General features: G+C 41.4%; 21 protein-coding genes. 8 read left to right on the top strand and 13 right to left on the bottom strand.

Annotated elements, in window-relative coordinates:
* Positions 1-12: 12 nt before the first annotated feature.
* Both CWB65_RS12460 and CWB65_RS12455 read right to left on the bottom strand, forming a co-directional pair.
* Complete coding sequence (locus CWB65_RS12460; protein WP_138740708.1) at positions 13-834, bottom strand: SDR family oxidoreductase; 822 nt, start codon at positions 832-834, stop codon at positions 13-15.
* 9 nt (positions 835-843) lie between these two features.
* Complete coding sequence (locus tag CWB65_RS12455) at positions 844-2,064, bottom strand: acyl-CoA dehydrogenase family protein (protein ID WP_138740707.1); 1,221 nt, start codon at positions 2,062-2,064, stop codon at positions 844-846.
* A 115-nt stretch (positions 2,065-2,179) separates the two neighbouring features.
* On the opposite strand from CWB65_RS12455, the gene CWB65_RS12450 reads away from it, so the two are divergent.
* Positions 2,180-3,088: a LysR family transcriptional regulator gene (locus CWB65_RS12450; protein ID WP_138740706.1), complete on the top strand. Its 909-nt coding sequence runs from the start codon at positions 2,180-2,182 to the stop codon at positions 3,086-3,088.
* 59 nt (positions 3,089-3,147) lie between these two features.
* Here CWB65_RS12450 and CWB65_RS12445 read toward each other — a convergent pair whose 3' ends face one another.
* The 3 genes from CWB65_RS12445 to CWB65_RS12435 form a co-directional block, all read right to left on the bottom strand.
* Complete coding sequence (locus CWB65_RS12445; RefSeq protein WP_138740705.1) at positions 3,148-4,020, bottom strand: bile acid:sodium symporter family protein; 873 nt, start codon at positions 4,018-4,020, stop codon at positions 3,148-3,150.
* Between the two features lies 1 nt (position 4,021).
* Positions 4,022-6,013, bottom strand: coding sequence for an AMP-binding protein (locus CWB65_RS12440; protein WP_138740704.1), 1,992 nt, complete (start codon positions 6,011-6,013; stop codon positions 4,022-4,024).
* A gap of 126 nt (positions 6,014-6,139) precedes the next feature.
* Positions 6,140-6,946: a class II aldolase/adducin family protein gene (locus tag CWB65_RS12435; protein WP_138740703.1), complete on the bottom strand. Its 807-nt coding sequence runs from the start codon at positions 6,944-6,946 to the stop codon at positions 6,140-6,142.
* A 90-nt stretch (positions 6,947-7,036) separates the two neighbouring features.
* Between CWB65_RS12435 and CWB65_RS12430 the strand changes: the two genes are divergently transcribed.
* Positions 7,037-7,966 (top strand): LysR family transcriptional regulator, encoded by a 930-nt coding sequence (locus tag CWB65_RS12430; RefSeq protein WP_138740702.1) that lies wholly within the window; start codon positions 7,037-7,039, stop codon positions 7,964-7,966.
* On the opposite strand, the gene CWB65_RS12425 is transcribed toward CWB65_RS12430, so the two are convergent.
* The 4 genes from CWB65_RS12425 to CWB65_RS12410 form a co-directional block, all read right to left on the bottom strand.
* Entirely contained in the window at positions 7,950-10,334 is a 2,385-nt protein-coding gene (locus CWB65_RS12425; protein ID WP_138740701.1) for a TonB-dependent receptor, read from the bottom strand. The genes CWB65_RS12430 and CWB65_RS12425 overlap by 17 nt on opposite strands.
* 163 nt (positions 10,335-10,497) lie before the next feature.
* Complete coding sequence (locus CWB65_RS12420) at positions 10,498-10,824, bottom strand: phytanoyl-CoA dioxygenase (RefSeq protein WP_138740700.1); 327 nt, start codon at positions 10,822-10,824, stop codon at positions 10,498-10,500.
* Positions 10,821-11,411, bottom strand: coding sequence for a uracil-DNA glycosylase family protein (locus tag CWB65_RS12415; RefSeq protein WP_138740699.1), 591 nt, complete (start codon positions 11,409-11,411; stop codon positions 10,821-10,823). The genes CWB65_RS12420 and CWB65_RS12415 overlap by 4 nt, the downstream gene beginning before the upstream one ends.
* Before the next feature lie 150 nt (positions 11,412-11,561).
* The gene (locus CWB65_RS12410) at positions 11,562-11,918 is read right to left on the bottom strand and encodes a VOC family protein (protein ID WP_058429424.1); all 357 of its coding nucleotides are present in this window, start codon (positions 11,916-11,918) and stop codon (positions 11,562-11,564) included.
* A 222-nt stretch (positions 11,919-12,140) separates the two neighbouring features.
* On the opposite strand from CWB65_RS12410, the gene CWB65_RS12405 reads away from it, so the two are divergent.
* The 3 genes from CWB65_RS12405 to CWB65_RS12395 are packed head-to-tail and all read left to right on the top strand — an operon-like array spanning position 12,141 to position 14,409.
* Positions 12,141-12,479, top strand: coding sequence for a hypothetical protein (locus tag CWB65_RS12405; protein ID WP_138740698.1), 339 nt, complete (start codon positions 12,141-12,143; stop codon positions 12,477-12,479).
* Positions 12,476-14,071 carry a PepSY-associated TM helix domain-containing protein gene (locus CWB65_RS12400; RefSeq protein ID WP_138740697.1) on the top strand — a complete coding sequence of 532 codons (1,596 nt, stop codon included), beginning with the start codon at positions 12,476-12,478 and terminating at the stop codon, positions 14,069-14,071. Before CWB65_RS12405 ends, CWB65_RS12400 begins: the two co-directional genes overlap by 4 nt.
* Positions 14,068-14,409, top strand: coding sequence for a DUF3325 domain-containing protein (locus CWB65_RS12395; protein ID WP_138740696.1), 342 nt, complete (start codon positions 14,068-14,070; stop codon positions 14,407-14,409). Before CWB65_RS12400 ends, CWB65_RS12395 begins: the two co-directional genes overlap by 4 nt.
* Positions 14,410-14,648: 239 nt before the next feature.
* Here CWB65_RS12395 and CWB65_RS12390 read toward each other — a convergent pair whose 3' ends face one another.
* Entirely contained in the window at positions 14,649-15,170 is a 522-nt protein-coding gene (locus CWB65_RS12390; protein WP_138740695.1) for a lipocalin family protein, read from the bottom strand.
* A gap of 120 nt (positions 15,171-15,290) precedes the next feature.
* Between CWB65_RS12390 and CWB65_RS12385 the strand changes: the two genes are divergently transcribed.
* The 3 genes from CWB65_RS12385 to CWB65_RS12375 are packed head-to-tail and all read left to right on the top strand — an operon-like array spanning position 15,291 to position 16,700.
* Complete coding sequence (locus CWB65_RS12385; RefSeq protein WP_004588273.1) at positions 15,291-15,746, top strand: YaiI/YqxD family protein; 456 nt, start codon at positions 15,291-15,293, stop codon at positions 15,744-15,746.
* A gap of 1 nt (position 15,747) precedes the next feature.
* Complete coding sequence (locus CWB65_RS12380) at positions 15,748-16,290, top strand: DUF6942 family protein (RefSeq protein WP_138740694.1); 543 nt, start codon at positions 15,748-15,750, stop codon at positions 16,288-16,290.
* A 17-nt stretch (positions 16,291-16,307) separates the two neighbouring features.
* The gene (locus CWB65_RS12375) at positions 16,308-16,700 is read left to right on the top strand and encodes an ACT domain-containing protein (RefSeq protein WP_138740693.1); all 393 of its coding nucleotides are present in this window, start codon (positions 16,308-16,310) and stop codon (positions 16,698-16,700) included.
* Between the two features lie 70 nt (positions 16,701-16,770).
* Here CWB65_RS12375 and CWB65_RS12370 read toward each other — a convergent pair whose 3' ends face one another.
* From CWB65_RS12370 to CWB65_RS12360, 3 genes are all read right to left on the bottom strand, one after another.
* On the bottom strand, positions 16,771-17,163 hold the full coding sequence (locus CWB65_RS12370; protein ID WP_006793298.1) for a tellurite resistance TerB family protein: 393 nt from the start codon (positions 17,161-17,163) through the stop codon (positions 16,771-16,773).
* Positions 17,164-17,291: 128 nt separating this feature from the next.
* Positions 17,292-17,738: a hypothetical protein gene (locus tag CWB65_RS12365; RefSeq protein ID WP_138740692.1), complete on the bottom strand. Its 447-nt coding sequence runs from the start codon at positions 17,736-17,738 to the stop codon at positions 17,292-17,294.
* 146 nt (positions 17,739-17,884) lie between these two features.
* Positions 17,885-18,544: a class I SAM-dependent methyltransferase gene (locus CWB65_RS12360; RefSeq protein WP_138740691.1), complete on the bottom strand. Its 660-nt coding sequence runs from the start codon at positions 18,542-18,544 to the stop codon at positions 17,885-17,887.
* Between the last annotated feature and the right edge of the window lie 2 nt (positions 18,545-18,546).

The following is an 18,546-nucleotide window of genomic DNA, read 5'->3' as shown; positions in this document are numbered from 1 at the left end:
TGCTAGCCTTTATTATTTTGATTTTAAACGTTGCATAGAGCGTGTTTTTTTCAGCATGCTTTTAATGTACCACTCAACGGGGAGTAGTTTTTTCATTAAAAAGGCCTGTTTACCTAATTTATGGGTCAAAATTAAAAATGGGCGTTTAAGTGACTGCGTATAAATAATATCGGCAACTTGCTCTGCGTTTATGGGAGAGCGCTCAAAGGCACGGTTAAGCATGGTTTTCATGGCCGGCTCGCTAGTGCGCATTGATTCATCAAGATTGGTTTTAAAAAAGCTTGGGCACACTACGCTTACATCTATATTATCGTGGGCGAGTTCAAGCTTTAGGGTTTCGCTAAAGCCAATAACCGCTGCTTTTACGGCGTTATAACTGCTCATAAACGGAATAGGGGTAAGCCCTGCTTGTGAGGCTATATTAATAAAGTAGCCACCGCCTTGTTGCTTAAATACGGGGTAAAACGTTTGGCACACCCGCACCATAGAGAGCAAATTAATATCCATAATCCACCGCCATTGCTCAAGCGATTCGCCCTCAAGCGAGCCACCCGTGGCTACGCCTGCATTATTAATAACAATATCTACGCCCTGCCACTTGGTTTGGATAATATCGTAAAGCCCCTTTACATCTGCTTGCTTGGTTACATCGCAGGCGTAAAAAAAAGCATCGGCTTTTAGTGCTTGCAGCTCACTAATGGTTATGGCTGCACGCTCGGCGTTTATATCGGCAATACAAATTTGTAAGTTAGCGCCCAAATTACTTGCGTAACTCAGGGCTAACGCTTTACCCAGTCCTGTGGCTCCACCTGTTATTATTAGTCGTGTTTTCATGGTGTTGCCTTAGCGGTATTTGTTAAGTTCGAGGCGCGAAACCATGCCCATGTGTACTTCGTCTGGGCCATCTGCAAGGCGTAAAATACGCCCCATTGCATTAAACGAGGCAATAGGAAAGTCGCTCGACACCCCAGCGCCACCAAACACTTGTATTGCCATATCTGAGACCATTTGCAGCATATTAGGCACGACTACTTTTATGCTCGATATTTCGGTCATGGCATGTTTAACGCCTTGAGTGTCTATTTTCCATGCCGCGTGCAGCGTTAATAAGCGGGCTTGATCTATTGCCATACGCGCTTGCGCTACACGTTCTAAATTACCGCCTAATTTAAGTAAGGGTTTACCAAAAGCGCTGCGCGACAGGCCTCGTTTAATCATGAGCTCTAAACAGCGCTCTGCTGCGCCAATTGCGCGCATACAATGATGAATTCGCCCAGGCCCTAAGCGCCCCTGTGCAATGGCAAAGCCTTTGCCTAACCCTAAAATAAGGTTTTTCTTTGGTACGCGTACGTTATTAAATTCCATTTCGCCGTGGCCGTAGGGGGCATCAAAATCGCCACAGGCACTTAGCATACGCTTAATGTTTACACCGGGTGTGTTTAGCGGCACAAGTACCATTGAATGCTGGCTGTGTTTATCGTTTTCGGGATTGGAAAGCCCCATAAAAATAGCCACTTGTGCATTAGGATGACCAAGGCCGGTGGTCCACCATTTTTTGCCATTTAAAATAAGCTCGTCGCCATCAACATCTATGGTTGCTTGCATGTTTGTCGCATCTGATGAAGCGACATCGGGCTCGGTCATAGCAAATACTGAGCGAACATCGCCATTTAATAATGGGGTTAACCATTGCTGTTTTTGCTCATCGTTTGCAAAGTGATAAAGCACTTCCATATTGCCGGTGTCGGGGGCATTACAATTAAATATTTCTGATGCAAATAAGCATTTACCCATTTGCTCTGCAATAGGGGCGTATTCTAAGCAGGTTAAACCTTGTGCTAGTTCTGCATCGGGTAAAAATAAGTTCCACAGGCCAGCGGCTTTTGCTTTCGCTTTTAATGGCTCAATGTGCTCACTTAGTTGCCAAGTGGTCCAATCGTTTGAATTATTTTTAGCATGGTTATGCGCAACTACTGCTTGTTCAATAGGCAATACGTGTTCATCCATAAAGGCAGTTACACGCTTTAGGTAGTCTTGGCTTTTTTGGCTTGGCTCAAAGTTCATTAGGGTTGCCTGTTTATTTTTTAGTTAACCCAGCATAAAACATTCGCCCCAATGAATTAAATGAAATATATTACCAGTTAAGTGTGAATTACATTCATAGTATGGGCGGGTAATAATGATAGAAGCTAAAAATATTCAACAGTTAGATTTAAATTTACTTAAAATATTTGAATGCCTATACCGTGAAAAAAACATGAGCGAAACCGCAAAGGTGCTGTACATAACGCCCTCAGCAGTTAGCCATGCTATAAAACGTTTGCGCACTGTATTAAACGATCCGTTATTTGAGCGCCAAGGGCAATTAATGCTGCCCACCCCTGCGTGCCAACGTATGGCACCCGAGCTAATAGATTTACTCGAAAAATTACGCCAAGTGCTACAAGCCTGCGGTGACTTTAATTTAGCGACCACTGCGCAAACCTTTAAAATAGCTCTGCACGATGCAATAGAGCCTATTGTTTTGCCTAAATTGCAACTTGCACTGGCAAAACATGCTCCCAATGCAAGCTTAGCGAGCGTAAAATTAAGCCGTGAAGATATGCATAAGCAATTAGCTAATCATCAAATAGATATGGCAATTGATGTAGCACGGCCAATAAAAGCGCCCATTAGCCATGCTGTTCTTTCAAGTGATCACTTTTGTGTACTCATGAAAAAAAACCACCCGCTTAAAAACCAACTCAATATAGACAATTATTTAGCGGCTAAGCATGTGGCGGTATCTAACCGGGCAACAGGTACTGTTATTGAAGATATTGCGTTGTTGCAATTGAGTTTTAATAGGCAGGTAGCTATACGTTGTCAAAATTATTTTGCCGCGAAAGAGGTAATAAAAGACGCGCCTTTTTTACTTACCTTGCCTTCAATGGTTGCAAGTCAATTGCTGGATGACACACTAATAGCAAGGCCTGTGCCCACCACTATGCCTGCTATTTATCAGCATTTATACTGGCATCAAAGTACTGATAAAGACGACGCTTTAGTATGGTTACGTGGGCAAGTGCAGCATATTTTTAAACGTTAATAGCTATAAAAAAAAGCGCCAAACTTAGTGAACTAAAATTTGGCGCTTCGCATTATTTTTTAAGCGTTTACAAGGCGTTTGTTTTTAAACTTAAGCCCAGCAATTAATAACAGTGGCCCAATAAACATGGCAAGGCCATATACACCACCAGTTACGGCATACTCAGGCTTATTTAAAAAGCTTATAGCAATTAAAATAGCCAGCGATGCATTTTGAATCCCTACTTCAATGCCAAGTGTTAGCGAATCAGTTAAAGATAGTTTTGAAAGCTTTGCTATTAGCAAGCCAATGATCATTGAACCAATATTAAGTGCTATACACGCCCAAAACACATCGTTAAACGAGCTTGCCAGTAAGGCGCGTTCTTTTATTACTAGCGCGGCTATCATGGCGAGCATAAAAAATAACGAAAAACGCCTAAAAAACGGCTCGCTTTTAATCGCAAATTCGCTTTTAAAATGGCGCAGGCTTATACCTATGGTTACAGGCACTAAGGTGATTACAAATAGCCCAAGTGATGTAGTTAATATTGAAAAGCTGGCATCGTCTTGCGGCGCAAATTGGTGCATGGCAAAGCCAATAATAAACGGTGTGGTAATAATGCTAATAGCAGTTGAGGCAGCGGTTAAGCTTACCGAAAGCGCTAAATTAGCCTTTGCTAGCTGGCTCACTACGTTTGACATAGTACCGCCAGGGCATGCGGCTAAAATCATTAACCCTATTGCAATTGGTGTGGGTAAATTAAGTAAATAGCATAAACCTAAAGCCAGTAGCGGCATGGCGATAATTTGGCCTACCAAGCCCATAGCAATTGCTATGGGCTTTTTAAAAAGTCTTGTAAAGTCAGTAGTTGTAAGGCCTAAACCCATACCAAACATAATGAGCGCTAAGGCTAGGGGTAATATTATTTCTGTTAAAAAAGATGCATTCAAATTAGGCGACCTCGTTAGTTATTGTTTTTATAGCGAGTACTTCATAGTTAAATGAAAACGGGGTTAACAGCGCCTTTATTTGAGGCTGTAACTCGTTTATTTCGTTTTCATTCACAAAAATATTTGCTTTTATGCCTAACTTTTTATCAGCAAATACGTTTATTTGCACGGCTTTGTTTTTTAAATGCGCGTTAATTGCCTCTGTAATGGTTTGTTTTATTTCTAGGCAAACCAGTTCGGGTTTATAAATTTTACCTACAGCAGTAAGCGGTATTTCGTCAATTATATAAATAGCTTTTGGTATTGCTGCTCGCTCAGGTATGTTGGCGCTAACATATGTGGTGAGATCATCAAGTTTAAGCGTGCTCTGTAGGCTTAGCATGACGTAAAGTACCGGCACTTCGCCTGCGTAGCTGTCTGGGCGTGGCACGGCGGCTGCAAGTGTTACATCGGGGTGGCTGGTTGCGGCATCTTCTATCATTTTGGGGTCTATATTGTGCCCGCCGCGTATTATTAGCTCTTTTTGCCTACCGCATAACGATACATACCCGCTCTCATCTATTTTTCCTAAATCCCCTGTTCTAAAATATTGTTGGCCGTTTTCATCAACTACCCATGCGCCTTGGTTATGCGCATCTTCTACGTAACCCGGAAATACGTTATTACCGGTTATTATTATTTCGCCAACATCGAGTGTATCGCACATTTTAACAAGCGTGCCTTGCTCGTTTATATCGGCAATTTTAAGCGTAATCCCCGGTATTGGTAGTCCTACAGAAGCCTCTTTATTAATTGGATTTACAGGCATTAACGTACTTACCGAGCTGCCCTCAGTTGAGCCATAACCCTCTACCAGTGGGGTATTGGTGAGTTTAGTAAACAGGGCTTGTAAATCTGATGAAAGCGGCGCAGCCCCACAAATGGCAAACTTCATTTTAAGCGGTGGTACAGTAATTTTTTGCGAAGTAATTTGTTCAACCATAGCAGCGTAAACCGTAGGTACGGCGGTCATAACGGCTACATCGTAATTATTAATTAGGGTGAGCAAGTTTTGAATGATGTTTTTACCCCTAAAGCCAGATGGGCTTGCGAGTAAAATTTTACAGCCTTTCATAACTGAGGCTATGCCCGTGGCTACCGCCGCATTTACATGAAATATAGGTAAGCCTACTAGCATGGTATCGCCTGCGTTTACTGGCGAAAGTAAATTAACCTGCCCTGCATTGGTGAGCTGGTTTAAGTGCAAGTGCTTTGCAAGTTTTGGTAGGCCGGTGGTACCACCCGTATGAAAATACGCGCACACATCGCTTTGCTCAGGCAAAGTAAAATTAGCTGCTTGCGTATTTTGCGCAGCCAGTAACTTTTTAAACCCATACACGGGTACTTTATTATTTTTCGAGCACGCTATGTCGTCACCAAATAAGCTAATAACCGCTTTTAGGCCGGGTATATGCTCTTTAATTGCCATTACTTTTTGCCAAATATCGCTACCAGGCACTGGGCCTAGGGCAATAATTACTTTGGTATTGGCTGAGATCATAATTTCTTTCATTATGGACTCATCAAGCAAGGGGTTTATGGGGTTTGCAATGCCTGCGGCCTCTGCTGCCCAAAGCGATACATAGGTTTCTGGAAAGTTAGGTAACACCAGCGAGGTTACCTCGGTTTTAGTAATACCCAACGAGTGCAATGCATTGCCAAGCCCTGTTACGTTTTTTGCGAGCGCTTTGTAACTCATTTTACGGTGCGGATTAGCAAAGCTTTTGCCTTTAAAGGTCATTAAAATGCGGTGAATAAGCTTTTTTGCAAACGGAATTTGCGCTTCGCTAATACAGTCGCCATCTAAAATGTATTCAATAGCGGTTGTATCACCAAAGTTTTGGGCCGATTGTAAAATGGCATGATAAGTAGAGCGAGGAAGTTGCGCTGGTGATATTTCAGCAAGGTTTAAATTGCCAACATCGGCGTGGTTTTTAATTGTTGTTATAGTCATAAAACTCTCAACGTATTTTTATAATGTGTGTTTGCGTGTGAGTGCATGGTGTTTAATGCGGCTTTGGGGGGGTGGGCCATTACCGCGTAAAATTTAGTCTATCAAAAACTAAGTTATTGCCATTTTTTAATCTAAAAAGCTGTTATCTTGTGCAGCAACGACCTGATACATGGGCTGAAAGTTCCCCCATGTAACCAGCTCTGAGCCATTGGCTTGTTTTGTATGTAGTGCTACCTCGTGTGAGATAAGCTTAGGCTCGCCTGCGGCTTGTGCTAATAACTGGCTTTGGCAGCAGCTATCTAGCAATACAAAGTTGGCAACTGAGGCATCAACCGACCAACCAGCGGTAAGTAAACCATGGTTTTGCAAAATAACAGCGCAGTGATCAGCCAGCGATTTAGCTATCATGTCGCCCTCTTCGCTGTCGGCTACTACGCCGCTAAATACATCAAATACACTGTGGTTTTCGTAAAATACGCAAGCATCTTGCGAAATTGGTTTAAGTAACTCACCTAGTGCTGAAAACGCACGGCCATAACGTGTATGCGCATGGGCTACTGCGTTTACGTCGGGGCGCGCCATATGTATACGTGAATGTATAGCAAACGCCGCATTATTAATCGGTGTGCTGCCTTCAATAATATTACCTTTATGATCAACCCGAATAAGATCTGACGCTTTAATATGCGCAAAGTGCATACCTACGGGGTTTACCCAAAATGTATCGGGCTCTATGCAGTCGCGAAGTGTTATGTGCCCCGCAAGCCCTTCATCAAAACCGTACATAGCAAATACTCTAAAGCCCGCGGCTAGGCGCTGTTTTTCGTAGGTGCGTTGCTCGTTTAGGGTGTTAAATTTAGGCGGCATAATAAGTTTAAATTTATCGCTGCCTATGGTCATTTTTGCGGCTTGCTGCTCTAGTGTATTGCTCATAATAATCCTAAATTAAAGTCTATTGACTTTAGTTTAGTCTCGCTTAAGATAAATAGAAGTGATGTTAATTAATGGTTAAACATAAATGCTATGCATGGAAAGATAGATTTAAACCTGTTTGTAATACTTAAAACGGTATACCAAGAGGGGAGCATTACCAGTGCTGCAGATAAGCTGCATTTAACGCAACCAGCAGTTAGCCATGCGCTTTCGCGCCTAAGAGATAAGTTTGACGACCCCTTATTTATTCGCCATGGTCGGCGTATGGTGCCCTCGCCTTTTTGCCAAAAAATAATAGCCCAAGTGATTGAGTCGGTGCAGGTATTAGAGGCAACCATGAACAACGAGCGGCTTTTTGATATAGCTGCCTTTAAGCGGGAAATTAAATTTGGCTTTAGAGATATTTTAGAATCGATATTTTTTCCGCCACTAATGAGCGACCTACTTACAAACACTCCTAATATTACAATTAACAGCCGACAGGTTTCGCATGTTGATATGGAAAAATCACTCGAAAACCAAGAGCTAGACATAGTCATTGATGTGCTTACCCCAACGAGCAACCACATAAAAAATTCATTTATTTGTAATGAGCATTTTTCGCTAATTTGTAGGCACGGTCATCCCATATTAAATGACTTAACCGTACAAAGTTACGCAAAGGCATCGCATGCGTTGGTGTCGTTAAAAGGTGCGCAGGTAGATATTATTGATATGGCGCTGGCAAAGCATGCACTTGCCCGTAATGTAGTGCTTAAATGTGAACATTATTTTGCGGCGACTAAAGTGATTAGCCAAAGCGACATGATAATGACCATGCCAAACGCATACGCGCAGGTATTAAAAGAGCAAATGCCTGTGCATGTAACTAGCTTGCCGTTTGATGTGCCGTTAATGCCCGTCCACATGTATTGGCACGAACAAGCCGACGACGATTTAGTAAATAGTTGGATGCGAGAAAAGCTGCTAGGTTTAGCCCAGCAACTTATCCCTGCTGACAAACTTAAAAGCGATAATTAAATTGTGCGTGATAACTACGCCCACGCTCTGATAAAAAACGGTGTGCGTAGCTAATTACCGGCACATCGTTGGCCTGCGAAAAAGTTTGCTTATCGGTTAGGTTTTTAGCCAATAACGCCACCGACCAATCTCCTTCACTGCTGCCTAGTTCTATGCGTAAATTTAGCTTTTCAAAAGCGCTTTGCTTGGCTATTGGGTCAAGATCTTGCTCTAAAAAGTAATCGTCACTAAAGTTAAGCGCTAAATTGCTACTTAAAGTTAAATTAGAAAATACCTCGGTATTGTAATCAATCGCTATATTGCCTGAGTAATCGGGAGCAAACGCGCCCGTTTGCCCGGTTAAATCTTGGAATGCTTGGCCAAGTAGTTCGCTTTGCATAACTGTTGGCGAGGCACTGGCGTATTGCTCGTATTCAAAATCAAGCACAGCAAGGTTTGCCGATAGCTGCCAACTTTGATTTATTGCCCAGCGCGAATCGAGCTCAATCCCTTTTACTTTGGTTTCGGCAGCATTTTTAACTACAAATGCATTACCATTAAATTCAGATACTTGTAGGTCATCGTACAGGGTGTAAAACAGTGTAGCGTTTACTTGTAGAGTATTTTTAATTGGCTCGGCTTTAATACCAAATTCAAAATTAGTGGCTTTTTCGTCGTCAAACTCAAAGCCTGAATTTTCATCAACCGTATTACCTTGCGAGCCATTTAAGCCAGAGCCATCAAAACCACCGGCTTTGTAGCCTATGCCAGCGCTTGCAAATAACATGGTGTTGTTAAACCCTAAATATTGCACACTAATATTGGGTGATAAGTGCGATTCATCACGCTTAGCGTTAAGGTTATGTACCCCCGCGCCTGAGAGCTGCCCTGCAATAGTGGGCGCAGCGGCATTGGCAAATTGTTGTACTGCTTGCGGTGTGTTTGGCTCAAATACGCTATACACACTTTGTACGCTGCTTACTTCTTTTTCTTCTTTTTGATAACGCAAGCCAAAATTAGCGCGCCATTGCGCGTTTACATTCCACGTAAGGGCGGTAAATGCTGAGTAGCTTTGTTGGTCTTGATCAAACAGCGCATTTACGCCCAATGATGTACCCACTAAATCAGGAATAAGTAACGATGCGCCAAATAAAATATCGTTTGGGTGTTTCAGTTCGCTGCTCATGTAAAAAATGCCCGCTACGTATTCAAGCGTGCGCCCTGTTGGCGAGCTTACTCTAAACTCTTGCGTAAACTGGTTATAGGTTTCTAAGTAGTCTTGTTTTATAAGCGGAACTTCTGAAAAGTCGGCATCAAAAGTTGAATCCCAATCGTACTCGCTATACGTGGTTACAGAGGCAAATTCGTATTCGCCATGGTTATAGGTTAATTTAAGTGATGCGTTATCAAGCGTGGTTTTACTTTGCTCATTAAGCCCACCTGGGTGCCCATCGCCCGATACCAAACTTGTGTAATCAAGGCCTGAGTTGTCGCTTAGTAAAAGTGAGCGATAGCCCACGTTACCCGGATTTGTTGGATCGCTTGCTATTTGTAAGTCGCGGTTGGGAGTATCAATAATGTATTGGTAGCGCGAGCCATGCGATTCAAACTCACCGTGTTCCCACTTAAACAATACGTTTATATCATCGTTTATTTGCCAATCTATTGATAAACGCGCACCTGATGAGTCGTTAGATTGCTCGTCGCTTTGGCGCGCTTGGTTATATAAAAAGCCATCAACAGAGTGGTCAAACGCGGCAATACGTATGGCTAAATCATCGTTAATAGGAATATTTATAACGCCTGTAAAGCGCTTTTCGTTATCAGAACCAAACTCTGCCGATACGTTGCCTTCAAGTACATCGGTTGGCGAATTTGAGATCATACTAAAGGCACCTGCTGTGGCGTTTTTACCAAACATAACCGACTGCGGGCCTTTTATAAGTTCAAGGCGCTGCATATCTAAAAATGGAAATTTAGCCTGATGCCCGCGCCCTAAATACACGCCATCTTTATACATAGCAACCGATTGCTCAAAGCCTGAGTTAGTACCCGAGCCTATACCGCGTACAAAAATACGTTTGCTGCTTGAGGTTTCGGTTATATGCACGTTAGGTAGGTTTTCGCTTAGGGCGAGTAAATCGTCAACACTGTTTTGCTCGAGGTAATCGCCAGAAAGCGCTTGAATAGAGGTAGGAATATCTTGCAGTGATTGCACCCGCTTTTGCGAAGTGACGGTAATGGTTTCAAGCTCACTTTTATTCACTTTATTCTCGGCGGCTTGTGCCATACCCACACTTAATGCGCTGAGCGTAAATAAAGTCAGTGCTTTTTGCTTTAATAAAGCAGGCTTTAAACGTGTGTGTGATTGTGTGTGTTCAGTTGTCATAGCTGCAACTCCATTATAGAGGTTATTTTTATTGGATAATTTTGCGTCTATTTCATACTGACGAGTCTTAAAATAAATAACAGTGATGTTTATTTATTCAAAACTATTAGTAATATTTATAGTTAAGCGAAAAAGTGTTGTGTTAAATGGGGTTATAGCGGGTTTAAAGTGGGTTAAAAAATACTTGTGGATTAGCGGTTTTATTAGCGATTGCCGAGTTTGGAGTGTTTGCTGCATTGATAAAGGCGGTAAGCTGTGGTGCATTTTCGCAAAAAATAATATCCAGTGCTAAACGGCTTTTGCCGTATAAGCCTCGGTGAATCATATTGGCTGAAAATAGCAGTAAGTCACCCGCATTAAGCTTAATTGTTTTACCTGTAGTTAAGTTATCGCTTGGCCGTTTATTATGTTTTGCAAGACGTACATTTAGCTCGTTGGCGCTGTAAAGCCCCTTTACAAGCATATAACCGTTTGATTTATAGCTATTCATTGTGGCTCTTTGTTTAATATTTTAGCAACACGCTCAGCAAGTTCTGGCAGTACATCTTCTGCAAACCATGGGTTCTTTTTAAGCCAAATATTATTGCGTGGGCTTGGGTGTGGTAGCACCAAATGCTCCGGCCAATACTCACGCCACGATTTTACTAACTCGGTTAAGGGCCTGTTTTTAGTATGCGGTAAATGATAAGCCTGCGCGTATTTACCGAGCACGATTGTAAGCTCTAAATTTGGCAAAGCGGCCAGTAATTGCGCTCTCCATGCGGGTGCACATTCTTTACGCGGAGGTAAGTCGCCCGACTTACCTTTACCTGGGTAGCAAAAGCCCATAGGTAAAATAGCTATTGTTTGCGGGTCATAAAACTCATCAACACTTAGCCCAAGCCATTCGCGTAGGCGGTTTCCGCTAGCATCGTTAAAGGGCTTGCCAGTTTCGTGTACTTTTATGCCCGGTGCTTGGCCGGCAATTAAAATACGCGCATTGGCATTAAATTGTATAACGGGGCGAGCACCTAACGGTAAATGAGGTTCACAGATCACGCATTTACTAACTTGCTCAATTAAATTGATGGGAACCATATAAATTTGGCCTTAAATGCTTAAATTTTGTTCTAAATGGCCATTTAGACCTAATGAGTTGGTAAAAAATCGGTTTATTTTACTCAAACTAGCTATTAGTTGGTAAAATCGTGATCTCATCTAAAAATAACAACTAATCACTTGATATATTTATTGTTTTTCTGACCATACGGCAAATTCGTTACCACTAGGCTCGGTAAAATGAAAGCGGCAACCACCGGGGAACTCAAAAATAGGTTTTACTATTTTGCCGCCATATTGCGCTACTTTTTTATAGGTTGCGTGAATGTCGTTACTGTAAAACACCAGCAGTGCGGCTCCATGTTGAGTAAGTGATTTAAGCGGTGCTTTAAAAAAGCCACCATCAAGTCCTTGGCCGCTAAACGCCGTATACTCTGGGCCGTAGTCGGTAAATTGCCAGTTAAACACGTTAGTAAAAAAGCTTTTTGTGGCTGTTAAATCGCACGCGGGTAACTCTACATAATTTAGTTTTTCGTGGTTGCTCATTTTAAATTTACTCTTTGGCTTGCCAGTATTGACCACTGTAAACCTTCGTTATTAGCTAAGCAATAACCCTAAAACGGCAGAGATCAGTATTTTACCAACATGCTAGCCACTAATGTAAAATTATCTATAATATACAAATGAGAATCACTATCTTTTGTATTTGTAAGCTTTATAATAACCCCTTATTTTTATCCTCGTATTTGAATAAGGGATTTGTTAACTATGCAGGCACCTCTGCACATAGCACCTTTTACAAAAACTAACCTAGCTGCGCTTTTAAAGGTGGCCCAAAGCTATAGAGTGCTAGTATTTTTGCGTTTTATTATTGCCATAGTGGGTGGCTATGCGTTTACCTCAGCGTGTATTTCATTATTAAGTGTGCTACTGCCCATTCCTAAGCAAGATGCCGTATTACTGTGTGTGTCTATCAGTATTTTAATTTACGCCGGTGTGTTTATTTATGCGTTTTCGGTTAAGTCGTTAAAAACTGCATGGATCAGTATTTTACTAAGTACCGGTTTTTTTGTTGCTGTATTGGCTTTACTGAAGGGTTGGCTATGAAAGACAGCTTTTTTAGGTCGATGACCTGGCTGCATACCTGGGTGGGCTTACTTACCTGTTGGATTATTTATGTAATATTTTTTGCAGGCACAGCGAGTTTTTTTAGAGACGAAATAAATCTTCGGAATCAACCTGCTATTCACAATGTGCAAGCTCAAACCGACAGAGTGGCCGCGCAAAGGCAGCAAATTATAAAGGGCTTTGATTACTTAAATCAGCACGCTGCAAACTCCCCTAGTTGGCGTATTACCTTGCCCGAAGAGCGAATACCGTATTTAGTATATGGCTATGCAAAACCTAAAGAGCCAGGACAGCGCCGCAGCCAGTTTGTAAATACCCAATTAAACCCAAACACTATGCAAGCGCTGCCCGCATTTGTTGAAACCAAAGGCGGTAACTTTTTTTATAGGTTGCACTATCAGCTTTATTATTTAGATGCCATAACAGGGCGTTGGGTGGTGTGTTTTGCCAGCTTTTTTATGCTGCTGGCAATAATTTCGGGCGTGGTTATTCATAAGCGCATATTTAAAGATATGTTTACTTTTAGGCGCAATAAAGGGACTCGTAGCTGGTTAGATGCGCATAATTTAAGCTCGGTACTTGCTTTGCCGTTTCATTTAATGATTACCTACACAGGCATTATTACGCTTATATTTATGTTGTTCCCCTACCCTGCGTTAACGACCTACGACAAGGGTATGCGTGGCTTTTTTAACGATGTAACACCTAGCAATAACGTGACTAATAACGCCCAAGGCAGTGCAGATTTGCTCCCTATAAACACTATTTTGGATCAAGTTTATACTAAGTGGCCTAGCGCAGATATTACGCGTGTTCAGGTTAGTAAACCGAATATGGCCGCTTCAACAGTAACGGTATTGGTGAGCCCTGCAAAGGCGCTTCGCGATCAATCTCCGCGGCTTTTGTTTAGTGGCGCTACTGGCGAATTAGTTGCACAGACTGATGACGAACTTAGCAGTAGTAAAGCACTTTATGAATCACTTAACTCTATGCATACAGGGCGCTTTGCTACGCCTTTACTGCGCTGGTTATACGTACTTGGCGGTATTGCAGGCTGCGTAATGATTGGCTCTGGCTGCATAATGTGGGCTAAACGCATACGCGAGCGTAATAAGGGTAAAGTCTCATATGGCTTACAGTTAGTCGAAGGTTTAAACCTTGCCACTATTATGGGTTTACCACTGGCTACTTGCGCTTTTTTTATTGCCAATAGATTACTTAGTCCAACCTTAGCAGGGCGTGGTGAAAAAGAAGTTACAGCGTTCTTTTTAGCATGGTTAGTGGTTGCCCTTATGGCACTTTTAAAGCGCGATAGGCTGCTATGGCGTGTAATGGCTGCCATAAATGCCCTCGCGTGTTTGAGTGTACCGGCAATAAATGCGCTCACTACACAGGGCAATATAGTGAGCTACTTACTTAATAAACAATGGGCCTTGTTTATTTTCGATGCGGTATTTTTACTGTTTAGCATATTGTTTTTAGTACAAACCGAAAAATTACGTACTGCTTCTAGCGCATCTAAAAAAACAGCTAATAACCTAACCAATAATAAAAAGAGGCAAAAAGCATGATTGATTTACTTAGCTTTAGCCTCTGTTTGCTTGCTTTTAATGGTTTTGCTTTGGCAAAACCAGCGCATTTTAAAACGGTGTTTACAACGCGTCCCTCTAAGCTGCAAAGTAATTTGCTGCTAATAGTTGCTTGGATCAGTATTTTACTAAGTTTATTGTTCTGTGTTGTTACGCAGCAAGGATATGGAGCTTTACTGTTTTGTGGTTTTATGGGGTTAAGTGTATTAATTATAACGATTTTTTATAATTTTATAGAAAGTTTGATTAAGCCATTTAGCTTTTTAAATATGTTACTGATTGGCTCATCAGGACTATTATTGATAGTAAACTCACTTTAGTTAGTAAAAATCTGATCCAAAGAAAGCCATTAATTTTAGGCAAAAAAAATGGCAAGCTATAAAGCTTGCCAACAATAGGGGGGATATTCAGTATGTCCAACACTTGCATGTCTCGTTGCAAGTGCAGCTAATATAGCCCGAACATATTTAACTTACCTTACAGTAAGATGATCGTTTTATTACAGCTGTAACAATCATTAGCACAACAATTGTAAAGCCCCTTTACATAGCTAAATAGCCTACTGTTTAACCCAAATAATTTGTTCTGTGGCAAAGCCTAGTTTGTTTGCTTTAGCTATAAAATGCTGTTTAAGCTTGTCACTAACGGTAGGTGTACGTGATAAAAACCATAAATAATCACGGTTATAACTTGTAATAAATGCATATTGGTAGTGGTCTTGGTCTAATTCAAAAATTACGTAAGCACCATAAAATGGGCCAAAAAACGAGACTTTAAAATGGCCTGTGTCAGTCCCTTCTACAAATTTTGCTAAGCCTTCTGCTTCATCCCACTTTTGCTCTTTAGTTATGAAACCTTTGTTGAGCACTTTTACTGTGCCGTCGTCGTTTACTGTGTAAGTTGCGGTTACTTGCTCCATGCCCTCTTCAAATGAGTGATCTAGGCGGGCGATTTCGTACCACTTACCTTTGTATTGCTCAAGGTCAAAGTTTTTAACCGGAGTAATGCCCTCAGGTGCACTTGTGCAGGCAGTGAGTAAAAATAACCCTGTAATAAGTAAAATAGTCGTAATGGCCTTCATGAAAGCTCCTTTTTAAATGTGATGCAGTTTGTACGGCTTTAACCAAATAAAGTTTGCTAGCCGATTAAAATAAATTGCTATAGGATCAGCTAAATACTAGAGCAATTAAAAGATTTAAGCATGAAAATATGGGTAGATGCCGACGCATGCCCTGTGGTAATAAAAGAAATACTTTTTAGAGCCGCTGAGCGCACGCAAACACCAACCATTTTAGTGGCTAACCATGCAATGCGCATTCCGCCTTCAAAATTTATAAGCCGCGTACAGGTTTCGAGCGGGTTTGATGTGGCCGATGACGAAATAGTAAAGCGTGTAGAAAAAGGCGATTTAGTTATTACTGGCGACATACCCCTAGCCAGTGAAGTTATAGATAACGGTGGTCAAGCACTTAACCCGCGTGGTGAGCTTTACACGCCAGAGAATATTCGCTCGCTATTAAACGTGCGCGATTTTATGGATACCATGCGCTCAAGCGGCGTAGAAATGAGTGGCGGGCCACCACCGCTTAGCCAAACCGACCGCCAAAACTTTGCCAATAACCTCGACCGTATTTTAGCGCAAAAAAAGGCGAGCTAGTGTGAGTGAGCAAGCTATTGGTCTAGGTGAGCAAGCCTTTAGCGTAGCCGTTTATGTGGCAAAAGCACCGCCTATGCCCTACTTTGAAACCCTGCAAAGTGTTGAGCCTGTAATAAACGAGCAAATAAATACCATAAACCAGCACTGTGGTAATGGCTGGCGTAAAGTGTTTAACGTATACGCTAAAGTATTGTTTGCGCTACCCAGCGAGCATTACAGCTTTGCTAAACAAGCCGATAGCTGGCAAGCGTATCGCGATACATTTTTACTGCAAAAAAACAGTAAAACAGCGCTGCTATTTAGTGTCCCCATTATTAACGGCACTAATAAAAACCAGCTGCATATTATTGCTGGGCGAACCCATGCTAAAAACTTATTAGAGCAAGGTAAGCTTAATGCGCAATTTAATTGGCTAGATGATGAGTTTGCAATTGATACAACGAATAACATTATTGTGTGCCCGTACTTTGATTACAGGCAGTTAAGTAATATTAAAATAGCCCGTTTAAGCGAGCTTGTAGCTAAGCTTAAAACAGCTAATTAAAAATATAAGGAGTCAGCATGGTGGGAATTTTAGAGCTAAATACGTTATTAAAATCAATGAACCCCGAGCTTAAACAGGGTGAATATATATTTTGCTGTTTAGCAGGCGACCTTGCTGACTACGTTCATTTAAACCCGCTTGCTAGTTACGTTGAAGAAGAAGGCCTAACCCTTATTTTAAATGCAGATACCGCCGATAAAGCCGGTATTACTTACGAAGGTAAATATAATTTAATCACCCTTAATGTGCATTCAAGTCTGGAGGCTGTTGGTTTAACCGCTGCGGTATCGGCCAAATTAACCGAGCATAATATTAGCGCCAATGTAGTGGCTGCGTTTTATCACGACCATATTTTTGTACAAACCGATAAAGCGCAGGCGGCGCTATCTGCGCTTAAAGAGATTGGTTAAACTTAATTTGATTAAAAGTCCCCGGTTCTGGGTTGTTTAACGTTCAGTAACCGAGCTTTTAATATTTTAATTACACTATAGATTCAACAATTTTCAATGCTTTAAGTTCGTTTTCGTGGGTTATGCCATCAGCTTCAATTACTTGCTTAAGAAGCTCTAAAACAAACACTCTCATTGGTTGGTCAATAATGTGCGACATACGGTGTTGAATAAATGACTCTATTTCGTTTGTTTGCACCGCTGAAACACATTTTTTAGTCATTTCTATTATGTAATTGTCTATTTCTATTGCTGAGTTCCATTCAATTTTTTGTGCCCAAGCACTCACTACATTTAACTCTTCGTCAGCAATAGAACCATCAACAGTGACAAAAAGTAAAGCCAGGTCTAATAACGACTCTTTTTGAAGTTGCTCAACACACACGCCCATATCAAAATTATTTAATAACTGTTCAAACTTCATAGTGCTTCCTTGATGGATAAAAATACTGCTAAAGAGCTTATACCAAAGCACACCAAAAAGTAATTTTAATGGGTTTGTTTAATTGCAACATTTTGTAAGTAATTAATAATACGAGCCTTGAAGCTAGGTTAGCTTTTGGTGTTATTTATATTTAGGCAAAAGCTGTCATTAGCCGCTTCTAGCTTTACTTTATTTCCTGTTTTTACTCTTACACAGCGAGTACTTTTCGGCAGTTTTTTCTTTTGAATTACATTAAACTCGCCGTTATCTACATCGTTAAGTGTGTATTGATATGCTGTGTTACCGCCTTCAAATAATGCCGTAAAAAGCCCGCCAATCAATGCTCCGGCAATTGCACCGCTGATCATGTCTTCGGTGTTACCATCTAAATCCTCGGCTAAACCAATGCCTGCACCAACCATGATTCCGGTTCCGATTTCTGATGACAGCTTTACCTTTTCAATTGATTCGACCGTAGCATAGTAATGCTTAATGATATGACCTTGGTCATCGCGATCAACGCCCTGAGAGGCACAGCCAGACAGTAATAAAAGGGCAATTAAACTTTTCTTCATGATTATTCTCTGTGTTGGTTATGAGTATAATCATATTCACTAATTAGTAATAAAACTGTGAGAGCTTTGTTTGTACCTGTTAGAAGATGTAAGAATGTGTTCAAAGGAAAACACCGACTGAAGCCAGGTCGGTGCTAAGGTTAAGACTATTTAACAACGTATCCGCTAAATCCCAGCGCTTTAAAATAAAGCTTAGGGATGCCGTATTTGCACTCGTTAAGTAATTCACTTAAGCGCATTCTATCAAGTGGGTAAAACTCACTTTCTAAATTTTGAGCTGTGTAGGCTTGCCCTGCGTCACTTAAGCCTAAATCGGCACACACAGTAATTTGTGCTTCGCGCTCAAAGTCGGTTTCGGGTTTCATTAAATCGCTAATAAATAAGTTTGCGCCTTTATTTAAATTAGCTTTAATGTTTTTGAGTAGCTGCTTTTTGCTGCCGTCGTCTTTTAAAAAGTGCATTACGAGTAGACATAGTGCCGAATCGGCCTTAGTAGATAGCTTATCAAGCTCGCCTTCAATAACGTTAACGCGCTTTGCTATGCCGTGCTCTTCAAACGCTTGTTTAGCAATTGCGAGCATATCACTTGAGGTATCTTGCGCGGTAAATTGCCAAGTAGGGTTAAGCGCGGCAAGGGCGAGTATTTCTTTACCTGTACCGGCTCCTACTACTAAAATATGCGCGTTGTCTGCTAACGTAGCGAGTAGTTGTGCATTGGTAAGTTGGTGTAATAGCTCATAACCAGGTACTAAGCGGGTAATGCGACTATCGTAATGTGTTGCTTGCTCGCCTGTAAATGTCGGCATTT

The organism is Pseudoalteromonas sp. S554, assembly GCF_005930865.1.
Taxonomy (GTDB): domain Bacteria; phylum Pseudomonadota; class Gammaproteobacteria; order Enterobacterales; family Alteromonadaceae; genus Pseudoalteromonas; species Pseudoalteromonas marina.
The sequence above is the reverse complement of the archived record's forward strand: the minus strand, read 5'-3'. Positions and strand labels throughout refer to the sequence as shown.

Coding starts and splice junctions, on each gene's coding strand:
- CWB65_RS12400 (WP_138740697.1), top strand. CDS start 12,476: ATGAAAGACAGCTTTTTTAGGTCGATGACCTGGCTGCATACCTGGGTG.
- CWB65_RS12360 (WP_138740691.1), bottom strand. CDS start 18,544: ATGCCGACATTTACAGGCGAGCAAGCAACACATTACGATAGTCGCATT.
- CWB65_RS12450 (WP_138740706.1), top strand. CDS start 2,180: ATGATAGAAGCTAAAAATATTCAACAGTTAGATTTAAATTTACTTAAA.
- CWB65_RS12440 (WP_138740704.1), bottom strand. CDS start 6,013: ATGACTATAACAACAATTAAAAACCACGCCGATGTTGGCAATTTAAAC.
- CWB65_RS12370 (WP_006793298.1), bottom strand. CDS start 17,163: ATGAAGTTTGAACAGTTATTAAATAATTTTGATATGGGCGTGTGTGTT.
- CWB65_RS12385 (WP_004588273.1), top strand. CDS start 15,291: ATGAAAATATGGGTAGATGCCGACGCATGCCCTGTGGTAATAAAAGAA.
- CWB65_RS12375 (WP_138740693.1), top strand. CDS start 16,308: ATGGTGGGAATTTTAGAGCTAAATACGTTATTAAAATCAATGAACCCC.
- CWB65_RS12455 (WP_138740707.1), bottom strand. CDS start 2,064: ATGAACTTTGAGCCAAGCCAAAAAAGCCAAGACTACCTAAAGCGTGTA.
- CWB65_RS12390 (WP_138740695.1), bottom strand. CDS start 15,170: ATGAAGGCCATTACGACTATTTTACTTATTACAGGGTTATTTTTACTC.
- CWB65_RS12425 (WP_138740701.1), bottom strand. CDS start 10,334: ATGACAACTGAACACACACAATCACACACACGTTTAAAGCCTGCTTTA.
- CWB65_RS12405 (WP_138740698.1), top strand. CDS start 12,141: ATGCAGGCACCTCTGCACATAGCACCTTTTACAAAAACTAACCTAGCT.
- CWB65_RS12410 (WP_058429424.1), bottom strand. CDS start 11,918: ATGAGCAACCACGAAAAACTAAATTATGTAGAGTTACCCGCGTGCGAT.
- CWB65_RS12415 (WP_138740699.1), bottom strand. CDS start 11,411: ATGGTTCCCATCAATTTAATTGAGCAAGTTAGTAAATGCGTGATCTGT.
- CWB65_RS12365 (WP_138740692.1), bottom strand. CDS start 17,738: ATGAAGAAAAGTTTAATTGCCCTTTTATTACTGTCTGGCTGTGCCTCT.
- CWB65_RS12435 (WP_138740703.1), bottom strand. CDS start 6,946: ATGAGCAATACACTAGAGCAGCAAGCCGCAAAAATGACCATAGGCAGC.
- CWB65_RS12395 (WP_138740696.1), top strand. CDS start 14,068: ATGATTGATTTACTTAGCTTTAGCCTCTGTTTGCTTGCTTTTAATGGT.
- CWB65_RS12460 (WP_138740708.1), bottom strand. CDS start 834: ATGAAAACACGACTAATAATAACAGGTGGAGCCACAGGACTGGGTAAA.
- CWB65_RS12430 (WP_138740702.1), top strand. CDS start 7,037: ATGCATGGAAAGATAGATTTAAACCTGTTTGTAATACTTAAAACGGTA.
- CWB65_RS12420 (WP_138740700.1), bottom strand. CDS start 10,824: ATGAATAGCTATAAATCAAACGGTTATATGCTTGTAAAGGGGCTTTAC.